General features: G+C 64.2%; 13 protein-coding genes. 4 read left to right on the top strand and 9 right to left on the bottom strand.

Annotated elements, in window-relative coordinates; translation table 11 throughout:
* A partial coding sequence (locus H535_RS29765; protein ID WP_211236670.1) for a hypothetical protein occupies window positions 1-1,572 on the bottom strand: 1,572 nt, incomplete at its 3' end.
* Window positions 1,573-1,997: 425 nt separating this feature from the next.
* Between H535_RS29765 and radA the strand changes: the two genes are divergently transcribed.
* Both radA and disA read left to right on the top strand, forming a co-directional pair.
* On the top strand, window positions 1,998-3,380 hold the full coding sequence (gene radA / locus H535_RS0122560; RefSeq protein WP_026821318.1) for a DNA repair protein RadA: 1,383 nt from the start codon (window positions 1,998-2,000) through the stop codon (window positions 3,378-3,380).
* Window positions 3,381-3,545: 165 nt separating this feature from the next.
* Window positions 3,546-4,622: a DNA integrity scanning diadenylate cyclase DisA gene (gene disA, locus H535_RS0122555; RefSeq protein ID WP_026821317.1), complete on the top strand. Its 1,077-nt coding sequence runs from the start codon at window positions 3,546-3,548 to the stop codon at window positions 4,620-4,622.
* Between the two features lie 54 nt (window positions 4,623-4,676).
* Here disA and H535_RS28150 read toward each other — a convergent pair whose 3' ends face one another.
* On the bottom strand, window positions 4,677-5,519 hold the full coding sequence (locus H535_RS28150) for a prolipoprotein diacylglyceryl transferase (RefSeq protein ID WP_155838840.1): 843 nt from the start codon (window positions 5,517-5,519) through the stop codon (window positions 4,677-4,679).
* 88 nt (window positions 5,520-5,607) lie between these two features.
* On the opposite strand from H535_RS28150, the gene H535_RS0122545 reads away from it, so the two are divergent.
* Entirely contained in the window at window positions 5,608-6,534 is a 927-nt protein-coding gene (locus tag H535_RS0122545) for an HhH-GPD family protein (protein WP_026821316.1), read from the top strand.
* Between the two features lie 13 nt (window positions 6,535-6,547).
* Here the strand turns inward: H535_RS0122545 and dhaM are convergent, their stop codons facing one another.
* The 4 genes from dhaM to H535_RS0122525 form a co-directional block, all read right to left on the bottom strand.
* On the bottom strand, window positions 6,548-7,330 hold the full coding sequence (gene dhaM, locus H535_RS0122540) for a dihydroxyacetone kinase phosphoryl donor subunit DhaM (RefSeq protein WP_026821315.1): 783 nt from the start codon (window positions 7,328-7,330) through the stop codon (window positions 6,548-6,550).
* Window positions 7,327-8,004: a dihydroxyacetone kinase subunit DhaL gene (gene dhaL, locus H535_RS0122535; protein ID WP_026821314.1), complete on the bottom strand. Its 678-nt coding sequence runs from the start codon at window positions 8,002-8,004 to the stop codon at window positions 7,327-7,329. The genes dhaM and dhaL overlap by 4 nt, the downstream gene beginning before the upstream one ends.
* A gap of 2 nt (window positions 8,005-8,006) precedes the next feature.
* The gene (gene dhaK / locus H535_RS0122530; RefSeq protein ID WP_026821313.1) at window positions 8,007-9,008 is read right to left on the bottom strand and encodes a dihydroxyacetone kinase subunit DhaK; all 1,002 of its coding nucleotides are present in this window, start codon (window positions 9,006-9,008) and stop codon (window positions 8,007-8,009) included.
* A 197-nt stretch (window positions 9,009-9,205) separates the two neighbouring features.
* The gene (locus H535_RS0122525) at window positions 9,206-9,706 is read right to left on the bottom strand and encodes an amino-acid N-acetyltransferase (protein WP_026821312.1); all 501 of its coding nucleotides are present in this window, start codon (window positions 9,704-9,706) and stop codon (window positions 9,206-9,208) included.
* A gap of 291 nt (window positions 9,707-9,997) precedes the next feature.
* Here H535_RS0122525 and H535_RS27470 point away from each other — a divergent pair, with 291 nt between their 5' ends.
* On the top strand, window positions 9,998-10,927 hold the full coding sequence (locus tag H535_RS27470) for a hypothetical protein (RefSeq protein ID WP_035770652.1): 930 nt from the start codon (window positions 9,998-10,000) through the stop codon (window positions 10,925-10,927).
* A 345-nt stretch (window positions 10,928-11,272) separates the two neighbouring features.
* Here H535_RS27470 and H535_RS0122515 read toward each other — a convergent pair whose 3' ends face one another.
* From H535_RS0122515 to H535_RS0122505, 3 genes are all read right to left on the bottom strand, one after another.
* Window positions 11,273-13,396, bottom strand: coding sequence for an alpha/beta hydrolase family protein (locus H535_RS0122515; protein ID WP_026821311.1), 2,124 nt, complete (start codon window positions 13,394-13,396; stop codon window positions 11,273-11,275).
* A 136-nt stretch (window positions 13,397-13,532) separates the two neighbouring features.
* Complete coding sequence (locus H535_RS0122510; protein ID WP_035770651.1) at window positions 13,533-16,022, bottom strand: ATP-dependent Clp protease ATP-binding subunit; 2,490 nt, start codon at window positions 16,020-16,022, stop codon at window positions 13,533-13,535.
* Between the two features lie 283 nt (window positions 16,023-16,305).
* Entirely contained in the window at window positions 16,306-16,638 is a 333-nt protein-coding gene (locus tag H535_RS0122505) for a histone-like nucleoid-structuring protein Lsr2 (protein ID WP_026821309.1), read from the bottom strand.
* Between the last annotated feature and the right edge of the window lie 29 nt (window positions 16,639-16,667).

The following is a 16,667-nucleotide window of genomic DNA, read 5'->3' as shown; positions in this document are numbered from 1 at the left end:
ATCCAAAACCGACCGTGTCTCGGCGCCGCCAGCACTAGGCACCGTATCGGTCACAGCACCACGTGGCTGGGCAACGCTCAAGTCAAGGAGTCCCGCCAGAGAGTGCGAGGCTGATGCTTTCGCCGGGACTGCTTGAGCCGTAACTTCCTGGGCCTGGATAGCGTCCGGTGTGCGAGCATCGCTGTCAGCCGTGACTGATCGCGTCGCTGAATCGACCGCATCGGCAGCAAGGGTTTCGGCCTGAACCAATGCGGGATCAACAACACCGGCGACACTGTCCACGGTCTGACTGACGATTCCGGCCAATCCGTTGGTCGCTGGCGCCTTCGCCGGTTCCGAGTCGATAGCGACTTCGTCTGCATCGGCCCCACGGTCACCGCGAACAGTCGAAGGTGCCTGGGAACCATCACCGGCCCGAACTGACTCCGCCGCTGGAACAACCGCGTCTGCAGCAGCTTCGGCCGGGTCCAACAGCGAACCAACGACACCGCGGTCTTGCGATGATGATGCCTCCGTGGTGCCGGCATCCGATTGCGGCTGCTGCACGGACCCAGTCAGCTTCTTGACTGTACCAGTAACAACTCCTGCCAGACCCTTCGACTGCGAAGCCTTCGAGGCTCCTGCAGGATCGGCACCTTCTGCTGCCTTCGCTCCATGCTGGATAGCTGCCGACGTCGGGGAGCCACTATTGGCTGCATGTGTTTCTGCCCCGCCAGCGGGAGTGGATGGCTGCGCGGCCGGCTGCGCTGCCGGTCCTCCGAAGCCCGACGGATCCGCCGAGTCCACGCTTCCACTGTCTTGAGATGATGCCTCCGTGGTGCCGGCGTCCGATTGCGGCTGCTGCACGGCCCCGGTCAGCTTCTTGACTGTGCCGGTGACAGCTCCTGCCAGACCTTTGGACTGCGAGGCGTTCGACGGCTCCGCAGGATCGGCAACTTCTGCTGCCTTGACTTCAGGCCCACCGGCCGTCGGTGTCGGGGTATTCGCGTTGGCTGGAACTGATCCACCCGACGGGTTGACAGGAGTCGGTGAGGCCGACGCTTCTGTCTGGGTCGAAAGAACTTTGTGATTCGCACCGGTTTGCGCTTGGGAAGCCGCAGCCCCGACAGCACCCTTATTGCCCTGCACAGCCTTCCCGCTGCCAGCACCATTCGTGCGTTCCGAAACGGCGGCGCCGGCCGGTGCCGAAGGGTCCGCAGACGGAGTCTTCCCGGTCACCTGTGCAGGTGCCTCCGCAACCGCGTCGGTCACCGGTTCGGTTATCTTCCGCGCGGATTCAACGACCTGAGGAACAGCCGAACCAAGCTTCTTGGTGGCCGACTTCAACAATCCGGTACTGGATTGATCGGGAACCTGTTTGGCTGTCTGGGGTGACGGTTCGCTCGTGCCCAGCTCCGAAAGCAAACCACTGTTGGCCGAGGCCGAAGTAACGAACGCCATCGAGGCCAGAGCGGAAATGCCACCGACCATCGTCAATCGACAGGCTGCGCGGATGAACCTCGACCGGGGGCGGAATGATCGTGAATTGGAAGTCTCTCCAACGGCGGGGACCGACGCGTTATTCATCTGCATTCCACCACCTTCGAGAGTCTGGGCCCGGGGCGCACCCAGGCAGGGTTTATTCGATCACCAGTCCCCCCGCGCTGTGACGCGGATTTACGTGTGAACCGAAAAGCGCTTGGATGCGACGTCTTGGCACGTCGCCACTCTCGGATCAGGTGGCTGCAGGCCCTCTTGGTTGACCCTGAACCACTGTCACACCTGTAACGCTATTCCCACTCGTTACTCATGTCAACGGTCTCAGGTAAATACAAAGCAAACTTCACGTAACAGTCTTTTCATTGGAAGCATTCACCCGATTCTCAGCTGGTTTGGAGCCCTGGCTCCCGCCTCACATCCTGGCTAACCAGACGCTGTCTGGACACTGTCCGGATCTGGTCGCGAGACACCCACCGTAGGGAGGCTAACCCCTCCTTCAGATGGTCTAGCCTGTTGGGATGAGCACTAAGACGCGCGCCAGGACTTCCCGCGCGCCTGGGTACCGTTGCGCCGAATGCGGCTGGACCACCGTGAAATGGGTTGGCCGGTGTGGCGAGTGCCAGGCCTGGGGCACAGTTGAAGAGACGGGTCAGACGGCGGCGCGGACGACGGCGGCCACGGCAGTGGTTTCGCCGGCGCAGCGGATTTCCGACGTCGACTCCTCCACTGCTGCCTACCGTCCCACCCGGGTGGAGGAAATGGACCGGGTATTAGGCGGGGGGCTGGTTCCTGGCGCTGTCATCCTGGTGGCCGGGGAACCGGGGGTTGGGAAGTCGACGCTGTTGCTGGACGTGGCCGCGCGGGTCGCCAACGGAGCCCGCGATGTCCTGTACATCACGGGTGAGGAGTCGGCCGCACAGGTCAAGCTGCGTGCCGACCGGATCGACGCCACGTCCGACAGCCTGTACCTGACCGCCGAGTCCGATCTGGCTTCCGCGTTGGGCCACATCGAGCAGGTCAAACCCTCGCTGTTGATTGTCGATTCCGTGCAGACGCTGAGCAGCGCCGATGTCGATGGTGCTCCCGGCGGGGTGACCCAGGTACGGGAAGCGGCCGCGTCGTTGATCGCCGCGGCGAAGAAATACGATATGACCACCCTGCTGGTGGGACACGTGACCAAGGACGGTTCCATCGCCGGCCCCCGCTTGCTGGAGCATCTGGTCGATGTGGTGTGTCAGTTCGAGGGCGACAGACACTCAAGGCTGCGGCTGCTGCGCGCCGCCAAAAACCGATACGGACCCACGGACGAGGTGGGCTGCTTCGACCTGACGGAAGGGGGCATTGTCGGCCTGGCCGACCCCAGCGGGTTGTTCCTGTCACGAACGGCGGAATCAGTCTCCGGGACCTGCATCACCGTCACGATTGAGGGCCGTCGACCTTTGGTGGCGGAGGTGCAGGCGCTGCTGGCCGCCACCTCGAACTCCCAGCCCCGGCGGGCCACGAGCGGGCTGGACAGCTCACGGGTGGCAATGCTGCTCGCCGTGCTCCAGCAGCGCGGCGGTTATGGGCTGGCAGCCGACGATTGCTACGTCGCCACCGTGGGCGGCATGAAGCTGAGCGAACCCGCCATCGATCTTACCGTGGCGCTGGCGCTGGCCTCGGCCAAACGGGACATTCCGCTGCCCCAAAAGATGATTGCACTTGGAGAAGTTGGGCTGGCGGGAGAAGTACGGCCGGTTCCCGGAATTAATCAGCGGATCCAGGAGGCTGCGCGGCTGGGGTTCAGGACAGCCGTCGTGCCAAAGTCGCCGAATGGCTGCGGGCCGGTTCCCGAGGGGTTCAGCGTACGGGAAGTATCAAGCCTTGCCGAGACTCTGCAGCTGCTGCTTCCGGCCGGCTGAACCGACAACTTCCCCGCCCGGATTCCTCACCGATCTAACGCGGCACCCCCACGTCTTGCCGCAGCCGCAGGGCGTAACCCAGTGGGTGCCTCTGCACGCAGGCCTACTAGTATTAGCCACATGAATCCATCGGCGCACGGACCCGGCGTGCAGAAAGGAGTGTCAATGCCACGCACGCCCGAGGAGTCGTTGCGGGCGACGCTGGCGCGTGTTGCGCCTGGGACTGAACTGCGCGATGGGTTGGAGCGTATTCTGCGCGGCCGCACCGGTGCTCTGATTGTGCTGGGGATGGACCGGACCATCGAGTCGTTGTGTTCCGGTGGATTCGAAATCGGTATCGACTTCAATCCCACCAGGTTGCGGGAACTGGCCAAGATGGACGGCGCAATCGTCTGCGACCGCGACGCGGCGCGGATACTGCGCGCCGGCGTCGAGCTGGTTCCCGATCCACGCATTGAAACGCAGGAGTCCGGAACCCGGCACCGCACTGCCGAACGAGTGGCCAAGCAGAGCGGCCTCCCCATCATTTCGGTCAGTCAGTCCATGCAGATCATTGCGTTGTACGTCGGCGGCCTGCGCCACGTGCTCGAAGGTTCCGAACCAGTGCTGGCCAAGGCTAACCAGGCTCTGGCCACCCTGGAGCGGTACCGGTCCCGGCTTGACCAGGTGACCAATTCACTCTCCGCCTTGGAAATCGAAGCCATGGTCACCGTCCGCGATGTCGCCGTGACCTTGCAGAGGCAGGAAATGGTGCGGCGGATTTCCGAAGAAATCTCCCAATACGTTCTCGAACTTGGTGTGGACGGTCGGCTGCTGTCCCTGCAGCTGGAAGAACTGACCACCGGCCTGGGCCCGGGCAGCGAGATGGTGATCCGGGACTACCGCGACCTGGGCGGCGAGGTCAGCGATGTCGGAGCCGCATTGGAACGGTTGACCGAACTAACCTCGACGGAGCTGATCGACCTGGGCAAGATCGCCGGCGTCGTAGGCTTCACTCCGGGGATGGATTCGCTGGAAGCGGTGGTGCAGCCGCACGGATACCGGTTGCTCTGCAACATCAAGACGGTTCCGCGCGCCGTGGCCGACCGACTGGTCGACCACTTTGGCGGGTTGCAAAACCTGATGGCGGCCAACATTGATGACCTGATGGCGGTCGAAGGGATCGGCGAACAACGGGCCCGGACCGTCCGCGAGGGGCTCTCCCGGATTGCAGAGTCGAGCTTGCTCGACAGGTTCATCTGACTTCCTCGTCCGTTACATCTGTCGACGATCCCGGGCTCCCGCCCGGCAGCCCGCCTACTCGAGCCGGAAGGTGGTCTCTTCGCTGGTTCGGTCCCCCAGCTTGGTCACCAGCGTATAGGTGCCCGGCAGCGGCTTGGACTCCACCGGGGCGCAATCGGGAGCCGTCCTGTTCCGCTTCCACGTCAGTTTGGCCTTCTCGGTTTCGCCGGACTTTAAGGTCTGCTTATTGTCGACGGCGTCAACCTGGCAGTCGGTCGAGGAGAAGATCCTGTCTTCCCCGCTGGTGATGAGGAACTCCATTTGCGAGGTGCCCAGATTGATGGTGCACTTCTCATCACTTTCATTGGACACCGACATCGTCAGTACCGGGTTCTTGTCCTGCGGGTAGGCTGTTTGATCGGTCGATGCCTCCAACACCACGTCGGAATCCTCACAGCTGGACGGCCCTGTGGCTTCCGGGCTTGGCTCCTCATCCGCGGTTTCTTCCGGACCTCCGGACTCTTTAGCTTCCTGCTTCGCATCCGCAGCGTCGCTGTCCTTTGAGCCCTCGGCTTCCTGCGTGTCGGCGTTTCCGCCGCCGGCCTGAGCGTTATCACCACTGCCGCCGGCGTCGTTGCCGGTTTCCTTGTCCTTGCCGGCCTTGTCCTTGCCGGCGGACTCGCCTTGTCCACCTGACCCGGTCTCCGACTTCTGACCTTGCACGGCTGCCTTATCGGTACCGGCCTGAGCCTGTCCCTCGGTGGTTCCGGATCCAAACAGGCTGGCGATGAAGAAACCCCCAGCCACCAGCAACCCAATCAGCACCAGCAGGATGATCGCCGCAACGAGGCGGCGCCTGCGGTACACGGCAGGACTGGGCTTACGTGGAACTGCCGTACCGGGTCTGTGCTGAGCCATACTTCAAGGCTAGGAACCCCGGGGCCGCCTGTGATGGCACCACGCCGTTCGAAACAGAAGAAGGTGATCCAACATAGGATAGTTTGCGGTGAAACACGACAATCTGCATCAGCTTCTGGATACCTGGTTCGCCGCCCATGCCCGTGACCTGCCATGGCGGAGCCCCGATTGCACCCCGTGGGGAATAATGGTCAGCGAGTTTATGCTCCAGCAGACTCCGGTGGCGCGGGTGCTTCCCCTGTGGCAGGAATGGCTGCAGCGCTGGCCCCGGCCCGCCGACCTGGCGGCTGAACCCAGCGGCGAAGCTGTGCGCTCCTGGGGACGGCTGGGTTACCCGCGTCGGGCCCTGCGGCTCCACGCGGCTGCCGCCGCCATTGTGTCAGAGCACGACGGCGAAGTTCCCGATTCCTTCGACGAATTACTGCGGCTGCCCGGAGCCGGCAATTACACTGCGGCAGCCATCGCATCCTTCGCCTTCGGCAAGCGGGAGACCGTTGTCGATACCAATATCCGCCGGGTGCAGGCGCGCGCCATCCGCGGGCGGGCGCTTCCCGAACCGGCGCTGACCGCCGCCGAAAGCGAGCTGGCCAGGGACCTGCTGCCCTCCGATCCCGCAGCCGCGGTGCGGTGGAACGCCTCCACTATGGAGCTGGGTGCCTTGGTCTGTACCGCCAAGGCACCCAAGTGCGGCCAGTGCCCGCTGCTGGGCAGCTGCCGCTGGGTAGCCGAGGGCCGGCCCGAACCGCACTACCAGCCCAAGGGGCAAAGCTGGCATGGCACGGACCGGCAGGTGCGTGGTGCCCTGATGGCGGTGCTGCGGGTCTCCGACGTGCCGGTGCCGTCCGGTGTGCTGCTGGACCCGGCGGCGGAGCACCCTGCGGCGGGGGCGGGCACGGCGCTGCGCAAGCTGCACTCCCTGCAGGCGGACGCGAGCCAGTTGGAACGGGCGTTGAACGGTCTGCTTCAGGATCGTCTCGCGGAGCAGACCGCCGACGGCGTGCAGCTGCCCGGGTAATGCTGGTCCGGCGCTACAGTTCCCCGAATCCATCTGCGGCCTGGCCGGTCACGAAATCCACAGCCTTCCGCGCATCCGGCCCCGTTGCCGCGACGTGCAGCGTCTGCCCCTGCTTCAGTCCGAGCGTCATCAACAGCATGACGGACTTCGCGTCAACGCCATTGATGGTGATGTCGGCATCCATCCCGGTCAACTCCTGCGCGGTCACGGCTGCAGGGCGGGCGTGCAGGCCCATCGGGTTGATCAATTCGACGTCGCCCGACGCGCTCTCCACGCCCCCGGCGCCGCCGGCAGGCTCCGGGGACAGGGCAATCGCCGACTCCGACGGCTCAGCAGGCTGTTCAGCAGAACCCGACGGGGCAATCGCCGGTTCAGCGGATGCCGCTTCTCCTTGCGTCCCGCCGGCCGGGGCGCCGGTCTGCGCCGACTGCGCGCCCTGCACCACTGCTTCCAGGGTGACGCCGGTCTGCGCAGCCACCGCGGCAGCTATAGCACCTTCGACCAGTGGAACGTCGGGCTGCATCCTGACCCGGTTCCGCTGCGCATCTTCGAGGAACTCGAGCGCCGACTCGGCTGTCATCACGGCCGAGCCCAAGTCGGTCAGGATGAGGACGCCGTCGCCGGTGTCAGCCTTCTCGATGCCCGACTGGACCTTTTCAAAGCTGGTGCCAATGCCGCCGTCGTCCGTCCCGCCAGCCGGCACAAGGACGACGTCGGCGGCCATCTGGGCGGCCAATTCGCATACGCCTTCGGCGATCTTCGCGCTGTGCGAGATGATCAATAATCCAACGCTCACGCGCCCGACGCTCCTGCCTCGCCGGCCCCGTTCCCTGCCGCCGCGGCTGCGTCGGCCGCGGCGCGGAGCAATAGCGCGCTGGAGGCCGCGCCCGGGTCCCGATGTCCGGCGCTGCGCTCGGCCAGGTAACTGGCCCGTCCTTTCCGCGCCACCAGCGGGTCGGTCGATTCGGCCCCCTGCTGTGCTGCCACCGCGGCAGCTTCCAGTACGTCGGCCGGACCGGCACCGGCCTCGGCCGCTTCGGTGGCGGCGTCGACGGCGGGGGTCCAGGCGTCGATCATCGTCTTGTCACCGACTTCAGCCTTGCCGCGCGCCACGATACCGTCCCGGGCTGCGGCGAGCGCCTGCGCCAGCAGGGGCGAATCCAACTCCGTCGACTCACCCACGGTGGTGCCCGCCCGCAGGTACGCAGTGCCAAACAGCGGACCTGCGGCACCGCCAACCTTGGACATCAGCGTCATGGCGGCGAGTTTGAAACAGGCACCGGGCGTTTCGGGGTTCGACTCGTCCAGCTTCTGCACGACGGCGGAGAACCCCCGGTCCAGATTCTCGCCATGGTCGGCGTCGCCAATCGCCCGGTCGAGATCGATCAGTTCCTTGCGGTGTTCGGCGACGACGGCGGCGCTGTTCCGCAGCCACGCTTCGGCCCACGCAGCATTGAGAGTATCGGCCATAATCACAGCCCCCACCGCAGGGCCGCGGTGTGCACCGGAGCATCCCACAGCTCCACCATCTCGTCGTCGAGGCGGAGCACCGAGATGGAGGCACCCTGCATTTCCAGTGCGGTGATGTAATTGCCCACCAGCGATCGCTCCACGGTGACCCCCTTCTGAGCCAGTACCTTGGCGGCATGGCGGTAGGCGATGTACAGTTCGCTGGCCGGGGTCCCGCCCATTCCGTTGACGAACAGCAGCACCTTCGCACCGTCGTCGAGCTTCAAATCGTTGAGCACCGGCTCCAGCAGCCGGTCCACAATACCGTCCGCCGGTTCCATCGGAATCCGGTGGCGCCCCGGCTCCCCGTGGATCCCGATTCCGATTTCCACTTCGTCGTCGCCGAGGTCGAAACTCGGCTCGCCGGCATGGGGAACCGTGCAGGAGCTAAGGGCAACACCCATGCTGCGGACGTTCTCGTTGACCCGGTTTCCGATGGCGGCGACGGCGTCCACATCATCGCCACGTTCGGCTGCGGCGCCGGCTATCTTCTCGACCAGCACGGTCCCGCCGACCCCGCGCCTGCCTGCCGTGAACAGCGAATCTTCCACCGCGACGTCGTCGTTGACCAGCACAGTGCGCACCGGCACGCCCTCTGCATCGGCCATTTCGGCAGCGGTTTCGAAGTTGAGGACGTCGCCGGTGTAGTTCTTCACAATATGCACGACGCCGGCTCCCCCGTCGACGGCCTGCGTCGCGGGAATGATCTGGTCAGGAGTCGGTGAGGTGAAGACTGCGCCGGGGACAGCGGCGTCGAGCATCCCCTTGCCGACGTACCCGGCATGCAAGGGCTCGTGCCCGCTGCCGCCGCCGGAAACCAGTCCCACTTTGCCCTGGACCGGCGCATCGTTCCGGACGAGGTAGGCCGGATCCGTGTTGACGGTGACCAGGTCCTGGTGCGCGAGGCCGAAACCTTCGACGGTCTCGGTCACTACGGATTTTGGGTCGTTGATGAGCTTCTTCATGCTGCCGCTATCCCCTCAATTGCACTGCAAAGGCCCCACCATGGGACCCTTTTAGAACCCTACTCCGCGGCACCGCTCTTGCCCAGAGGCGGCGCGATGCAGGGGCGCGGCGCAGGGGCGCGGCGGCGCAGGGGCGCGGCGCAGCGCAAGACCGCTGGCGCGCCGATGAAGGCGTTGCTGCACGATCGGCGGCGCTGCTACAGGATCTTGATCATCCGGGTATTGCCCAACGTGTTGGGCTTCACCCGGGCCAGGTCAAGGAACTCCGCGACGCCCTCATCCGTGGAACGGAGCAACTCGGAATACACCTCGGGATCGACCACCGACTGGTTGGCCATCACTTCGAAGCCGTGGCGCACGAAGAACTCCACCTCGAAGGTCAGGCAAAACACTCGCTGCACACCGACGGCGCGGGCGTCGTCGAGCAACTGCCCCAGCAGGGCATGGCCGACCCCGGTTCCTGGCACGCTCGTCACCAGGGTACGGACCTCGGCGATGTCCTCCCACATCACGTGCAGGGCCCCGCACCCCACCACCGTGCCGTCGTCGTCCTCGGCCACCCGGAACTGCTGCAGGCTCTCAAAGTAGGCAACGGCCTCCTTCTCCAGCAGCACCCGCCGGTCCGCCAAAGGCGCCACCAGACGGCGGATTTCGGCGACATCTGAGGTGCGGGCGGGGCGCAAATTGAAAGAACTCACACGGTCAGTCTATGCACGCCTTGCACGCCGTGCCCGCGGGTTATGGATGTGACGGGGCTCGAAACGGCGATAAGTACCCTAATCCCCTCCAGTGGTCGTTATCTGCCACCATGAACACGGCATTCCGGAAGATAACGGCCATTGAGCGCCGCAGACGGTGAGCCCGGTGCCTCTGCCCGGACCCACAAGCCATGTGCACCGGGGCCTGAATAACGAAAACAACGGCAACGGACCCGATCAATCCTGTGGAAAACCGAATAGTGAACCATTCTGCGTCGAATAATGGGTGGTATGAGAAACCCGTCCCCGTTGCCGGAATCCCTCGACTCCGGACCATTTACCTTGCAGCAGGCCCGTGATCTTGGTGTGGGGAACAAGCGCACCCTGGCGCGGGACCTGATCATACCGACAAGAGGAACCCGAATGCCGGCCGCATTCGAGGACGACTTCTTGACGAAGGCCGCCGCCTGCAGCATGGTTGTACCTGGTTCTGTCGTCGGCTTCTCAACCGCCGCGACGCTGTGGAAGATTCCGCTGCCGGAGCGGATGGAAACCGGTATCGTGCACTTGATCCAGCCTCCAGGCAGCCGGGCATGCAGGCGGAATAGCGTCAAAGGGCACGTGCTCGAACTCGATGAAGCGGATATATCGAAAGGGAGATCCCTGAACGCGACTTCCCCGGAACGGACGTGGTTCGACTTGTCAAAAGAATTGACTGTGGATGAACTCGTTATCGCCGGGGACCATTTGGTGCGACGGCAGGATCCGTTGAGTTCGATGGACAGACTGCTGCATCTCGTCGAAGGCATGGCTCGCCGACGCGGCGTGAAGAAGGCCAAGGAAGCATTGCGGTGGATCCGCCCCCGCACCGATTCCCCGAAGGAGACGGAGCTCCGCCTTGTCCTGATACGCGCGGGGCTGCCCGAACCTGCCATCAACGTCGCAATACTGGACGAGAACGGGCAGTGGGTACAAGACCCCGACATGGGCTACCCGGACTTGAAAATTGCCATGCAGTACGACGGCGGCCACCACATCACCGAGATGCAGCGCCGCTCGGACATCGCGCGGGATGACCGAGCAGTTGAGCTTGGTTGGACCGTGCTGAAGTATTGCCAACCCGACCTGATTCCCGGCTGGTATGGCGGTGAACCGACTGCCGTCAGGAAGACTCGTTGGGCGCTCGATAGAAAAGGACACACCATCCCCAAAGCGGCATGACGGCTACGAAGGGATGCAAAGGGGATGCGACTTTCAATCGGTCAATAACTGCCGGATAACGTCGCGCGGAAGGGTGGAAACTGCCTTCTCGAAACGCTCAACGCGAATTCCGGCAGAAACTGCCCATTCGACGAGTCTTACCTGCGGAGAGCACGCACGGAATGCCCGCACCACCCGCGCAAGGGCCCGGATAATTCAGCAGCGGAGGACCCCTCACAGCAGCCCAGGCTCCCCGGGGTCAGCCCTGGCTCCCCGATCAGAGACCTCCATGGGACCCTCTCACACCAGACCAAGGCAGGACCAAAGCGAGCCCAAGACCGCCCAAGACCGCCCAAGCCCGCCGCTTCAGATGCCGAGCTCCTTCGGCAGGTCGACCGATTTGCCCAGCACGTATTCGGAGAGGAAGCCGAGCACCACGGAGTACCAGAGCTTGGCATGCTGCGGGGTCAGGATCCAGTGGTTCTCATTGGGATAGTAAAGGAACCGGTGTTCGGTATCACCGTTCTCATCGGCCGCCAGGGCAGACTTGGACAGCAACTCGTACCAAAGCCGCAGCCCTTCGCCGATCGGCACCCGATAGTCCTTGTCACCGTGGATGACCAGCATCGGCGTGCGGATGTTCTCGACGTGAAGGTGCGGCGAGTTCAGCCGGGCACGTTCCGGAGTCATTTCCTTCTCCCAGAAGAACGCGGCATCCGTCGTGGGGCCGAATTGGTCCAGGGCCCAGAGGCTGGCATGTGTCACGACCGCGTCGAACCGGTCGGTGTGTCCGGCGACCCAATTGGCCATATACCCGCCGAAGGAGCCGCCCATCGCGGCGGTGCGGGTCTCGTCGATATCCGGGCGCCGCTCCACTTCGTCGGTGATGGTCATCAGGTCAGTGAACGGATTTTCGCCCCATTCGCCCCAGCCCCGCTGGATGAAATCCTGGCCGTACCCGGTCGACAGGGCAGGGTCAGGCAGCAACACCGCGTAGCCTTGTGCCGTCATGAGCCACGGATTCCACCGCCAAGTCCACGCGTTCCATGACCCCAGCGGTCCGCCATGGATCCACAACAGCAAGGGGGCGGGCGCGCTCCCTCCGGCGTCATTCGGCAGGGCCAGCCAGGCGCGGATTCTGGACCCGTCGGCGGCCCGCGTCTCCACTTCTTCCAGCCTTCCGGGGATCGTCGGTCGTTCGGCCGGGGCGGGGAGCCTGGTGGTTTCGCCGCTGGCAAGGTCGATGCGGACAACTTCCGGCGGCAGCAGGTACGAGCTGCGGACCGCATAAGCCGTACCACCATCATTGGAGACGACGACGTCGGTGTAGGCGGCGTCGTCGCCGGTCACCCGGGTGACCTCACCACCTTGAATGCTGACCGAGAATACCGGGGACCGGCCGCCGTCGTCGGCCGTCACCAGCAGGGCGGAATCATCGAGCGTCCAGGCATGCGGCTGCGGCCACCGGTCCCAGGAACTGGCGACAGGTTGCAGTTCCCCTCCGGCCACGGGGAGCAGATTCAGCCGTTCCACCGGCGCTTCCGCGGCGGTGGAGTGGCGTTCACTGACGACAACGACGGTGCTGTTGTCCCAGCTGATGGGGCCGGGCCTGAAATCCATGCCATCTTCATCCAGCAGCACGGTCCGGGCCCCGGTGACCGTATTGATTCGCACCAGCATGGTGCGCATATCGCCCTTGGCCAGTGGCTTGTTCATCCCGGTGATAATGGTCTTGCCGTCCGGGCTGACCACCGTTGCCGTCTCACGGAGCCCCTCTCCGGTGTCGCCGCCGACATTGCGCAGCTTCCTGGCCGTTTCCTCTTCGGTGGTTCCGGGGCGTCCGTTCCCGGCGCGTCCGCCGGCGGTGGCGTCTGCCTCAACTGCGAAGATCCGCGGCTGCTCCGGCCCCAGATCGGAGTCCCAGAACCGCACCGGGTAGCCCGAGTGCAGAATGGCCGCCACTTTGTTGTCTTGGCGTCCGGCGCGCATGCCGGCGTCGGACTCCTCGTCGGTCGATCCGGGCAGCACCGGTGCCTTGACGAAGCTGTCCGTGCTGCCTTTGGCCGTCAGCACGCTGCTGATACCGCCGGTGCGGGCAATGACGACCCTGGCCTCACCGCCTGCGGCGGGAAGTTCCCAGAGTGCCTTGGCCGGTTGGTCCTCCGCCGGTTTGGAATCCGGACGCGCGGAGGTGAAGAGCAAGCTGCCGTCCCCGGCGAAGGCGGCGCCGCTCTCACCCTTGGCACTGCGCGTCAGCCGCCGGGCCGGTACGTTGCCGGAAGGATCGAGTTCCCACAGCGCCGTGGTGTATTCGGTCGATTCGGTATTCAGAGTGGCCACTGAAGTGACCAACCGCTGTCCGTCCGGGCTGAGTGTCAGGCCCGATATGCGGGGCAGGGCAATGTAGTGATCCAGATCGTGGAACGGGGTTTCAGGTGGGTTGGCGGCCTCGGGATTGCCGGAGGCCGCGGCAGAACTGTCTGAAGTCATGCCATCATTCCTACCATCGAAATGTTGAATGGGTCACACGAATTCACTGCTGGAGGAATGGGAAGGGCCCCGCACGTCAAGTGCGGGGCCCTTTCCATTGCCGTGATCTAAACCGGCGCTAACCGGCGGTGCTCGTTTAGCTCGCCGGGATAGTGTCCGGAACGGCCGGCTTGTCGGTGCCGGCGAAGGTGAACTGCGCGTCGTCGCCTTCTCCTTCGACATCAACGACCACTACTTCACCGGCCTTCAACTCGCCGAACAGGATCTTCTCGGAGAGCTGGTCCTCGACCTCGCGCTGGATGGTGCGGCGCAGCGGACGGGCACCCATTGAGGGATCGTATCCGCGGGTGGCCAGCAGCACCTTCGCCTCCGGCGTGAGCTCGATTCCCATGTCCTTGTCCTTAAGGCGGTCCTCCAGCTTGGAGACGAACATGTCCACAATCTCGATGATCTGGTCCTGGCTCAGCTGCGGGAAGACCACGAGATCGTCAACACGGTTGAGGAACTCGGGACGGAAATGCTGCTTGAGCTCGTTCATCACCTTGGCCCGCATCCGGTTGTACGAAGTCTCTGTATTCGACTCCGATGCGAAACCGGTTGGCACACCCTTCGAGATGTCCTGGGTGCCCAGGTTGGTGGTCATGATGATCACCGTGTTCTTGAAGTCCACCACGCGGCCCTGGCTGTCGGTCAGCCGGCCGTCTTCGAGGATCTGCAGCAACGAGTTGAAGATATCGGCGTGTGCCTTCTCCACTTCGTCGAACAACACCACGGAGAACGGACGACGGCGGACCTTCTCGGTCAACTGTCCGCCTTCTTCGTAGCCGACGTAGCCTGGAGGTGAACCGAACAGCCGGGATACGGTGTGCTTCTCGGAGAACTCGGACATATCCAACTGGATCAGCGCATCCTCTTCGCCGAAGAGGAATTCAGCCAGCGCCTTGGCCAATTCGGTCTTGCCGACACCGGTCGGGCCGGCGAAGATGAACGAACCGCCGGGGCGCTTCGGGTCCTTCAGTCCGGCACGGGTGCGGCGGATAGCCTGCGACAGCGACTTGACGGCCTCGTCCTGGCCGACGACCCGCTTGTGCAGCTCCTCCTCCATGTGCATGAGCCTGGAAGACTCCTCCTCGGTGAGCTTGAAGACCGGGATACCGGTGGAGTTCGCCAGCACTTCGGCGATCAGTTCGTCGTCGACCTCGGAGATGTCATCCATGCCGCCGGACTTCCAGGCGTGTTCCTTCTCCGCCCGCTCGGCCTGCAGCTTCTGCTCCTTGTCGCGCATGGATGCGGCGCCTTCGAAGTCCTGGGAGTCGATGGCCGACTCCTTTTCCTTCTTGGCATCGGCAATCCGCTCGTCGATTTCCTTCAGCTCCGGCGGGGCCGTCATCCGGCGGATACGCAGCCGGGCGCCGGCCTCGTCGATCAAGTCGATGGCCTTGTCCGGCAGGAACCGGTCCGAAATGTAGCGTTCGGAAAGGCTGGCGGCCGAAGCCAGTGCGCTGTCGGTGATTGACACGCGGTGGTGCGCTTCGTACCGGTCACGCAGTCCCTTGAGGATCTCGATCGAGTGGGCCACCGACGGCTCATCGACATTGATCGGCTGGAACCGGCGTTCCAGCGCGGCGTCCTTCTCAATGTGCTTGCGGTACTCATCGAGGGTGGTCGCGCCAATGGTCTGCAGTTCGCCGCGGGCCAGCATCGGCTTCAGGATGGAGGCCGCGTCAATCGCGCCTTCGGCGGCACCCGCTCCGACCAGGGTGTGGATCTCGTCGATGAACAGGATGATGTCCCCGCGGGTGCGGATCTCCTTGAGCACCTTCTTCAGCCGCTCTTCGAAGTCACCGCGGTAGCGGGAGCCGGCCACCAGGGACCCGAGGTCCAGGGTATACAGCTGCTTGTCTTTCAGCGTTTCGGGAACGTCCCCGCGCACAATCGACTGGGCCAGACCCTCGACGACGGCAGTCTTGCCGACACCGGCTTCGCCAATCAGCACCGGGTTGTTCTTGGTGCGCCGTGACAGCACCTGCATCACGCGCTCCTGCTCGTGCTCACGGCCAATAACCGGGTCGAGCTTCGTCTCGCGGGCGGCCTGCGTGAGGTTGCGGCCAAACTGGTCCAGTACAACGGAGCCGGCAGGTGTGCCTTCCTGCGGGTTACCGGCAGAGACAGCTTCCTTGCCACCACCCTGGTAACCGGAGAGCAGCTGAATGACCTGCTGACGGACCCGGCTGAGGTCGGCGCCGAGCTTTACCAGCACCTGGGCGGCAACGCCTTCGCCTTCGCGGATCAGCCCGAGCAGAATGTGCTCGGTGCCGATGTAGTTGTGTCCCAGCTGCAGCGCTTCCCTCAGCGACAGCTCCAGGACTTTCTTGGCACGGGGTGTGAAGGGGATGTGCCCGGACGGGGCCTGTTGCCCCTGGCCGATGATCTCCTGGACCTGTTCACGCACTGCGCCCAGGGAAATACTTAGCGACTCCAGAGCTTTGGCGGCGACGCCCTCACCCTCGTGAATTAGGCCGAGCAGGATATGCTCGGTCCCGATGTAGTTGTGGTTGAGCATGCGGGCCTCTTCCTGGGCCAGCACGACAACTCGTCGGGCTCGGTCAGTAAAACGTTCAAACATTGCGGCACACTCCTAGCTACTGCGTACTTTCGATGCTACGCACTAAATAACCGCCATGGTTCCATGTTCGCCGTGGGCGTGAGGGTTGCCACGATGCGCGCGTCAGCAGGACCCGGCACAGCCGCATCAGCGGGCACAGCAGGCGTCGGCGCACACCGGAACGCGCCAGCACCGACAAGGTCCCGGGCGGAGACCCGCCCGGGACCCAGTGCCGCCTCGTTCGGCTGGAATCCAGCCGTGCTGCTCCGGCTGATCCGGCGACTCCGTCCGGTACGGCGCCGACCTAGCGCTGGCCCATGGCCTTGCGGTAGGCCTCCTGGATTTCGGCCTGCACACGCCCGCGGTCGCTGACCTTATAGCCGTTTTCGCGGGCCCATTTACGGATTTCCGCTGCCTCACGGTTCCGTGCGGGGGTTGTTCCCTTGCCGCGCTGCACCCGTCCACTGGAGCGGCGAGCCTTGGCCACGAAGGGACGCAGCGCCTCCCTGAGCTTGCCCGCATTTTCCTCGGACAAATCCATTTCGTAATTCGCGCCGTCAAGACCAAAACGGACTGTCTGGTCAGCGCTTCCGCCATCTATGTCATCGGTCAGGATGATCTGTACCTTCTGTGCCACTACGGCTCCTCAATATCAATTCTAATTGC

The sequence above is a fragment of the Arthrobacter castelli DSM 16402 genome (assembly GCF_000430705.1).
In the GTDB taxonomy this organism is placed as follows: Bacteria; Actinomycetota; Actinomycetes; order Actinomycetales; family Micrococcaceae; genus Arthrobacter_C; species Arthrobacter_C castelli.
The sequence above is the reverse complement of the archived record's forward strand: the minus strand, read 5'-3'. Positions and strand labels throughout refer to the sequence as shown.

Coding starts and splice junctions, on each gene's coding strand:
- radA (WP_026821318.1), top strand. CDS start 1,998: ATGAGCACTAAGACGCGCGCCAGGACTTCCCGCGCGCCTGGGTACCGT.
- disA (WP_026821317.1), top strand. CDS start 3,546: ATGCCACGCACGCCCGAGGAGTCGTTGCGGGCGACGCTGGCGCGTGTT.
- H535_RS28150 (WP_155838840.1), bottom strand. CDS start 5,519: ATGGCTCAGCACAGACCCGGTACGGCAGTTCCACGTAAGCCCAGTCCT.
- dhaL (WP_026821314.1), bottom strand. CDS start 8,004: ATGGCCGATACTCTCAATGCTGCGTGGGCCGAAGCGTGGCTGCGGAAC.
- dhaK (WP_026821313.1), bottom strand. CDS start 9,008: ATGAAGAAGCTCATCAACGACCCAAAATCCGTAGTGACCGAGACCGTC.
- H535_RS27470 (WP_035770652.1), top strand. CDS start 9,998: ATGAGAAACCCGTCCCCGTTGCCGGAATCCCTCGACTCCGGACCATTT.
- H535_RS0122515 (WP_026821311.1), bottom strand. CDS start 13,396: ATGACTTCAGACAGTTCTGCCGCGGCCTCCGGCAATCCCGAGGCCGCC.
- H535_RS0122510 (WP_035770651.1), bottom strand. CDS start 16,022: ATGTTTGAACGTTTTACTGACCGAGCCCGACGAGTTGTCGTGCTGGCC.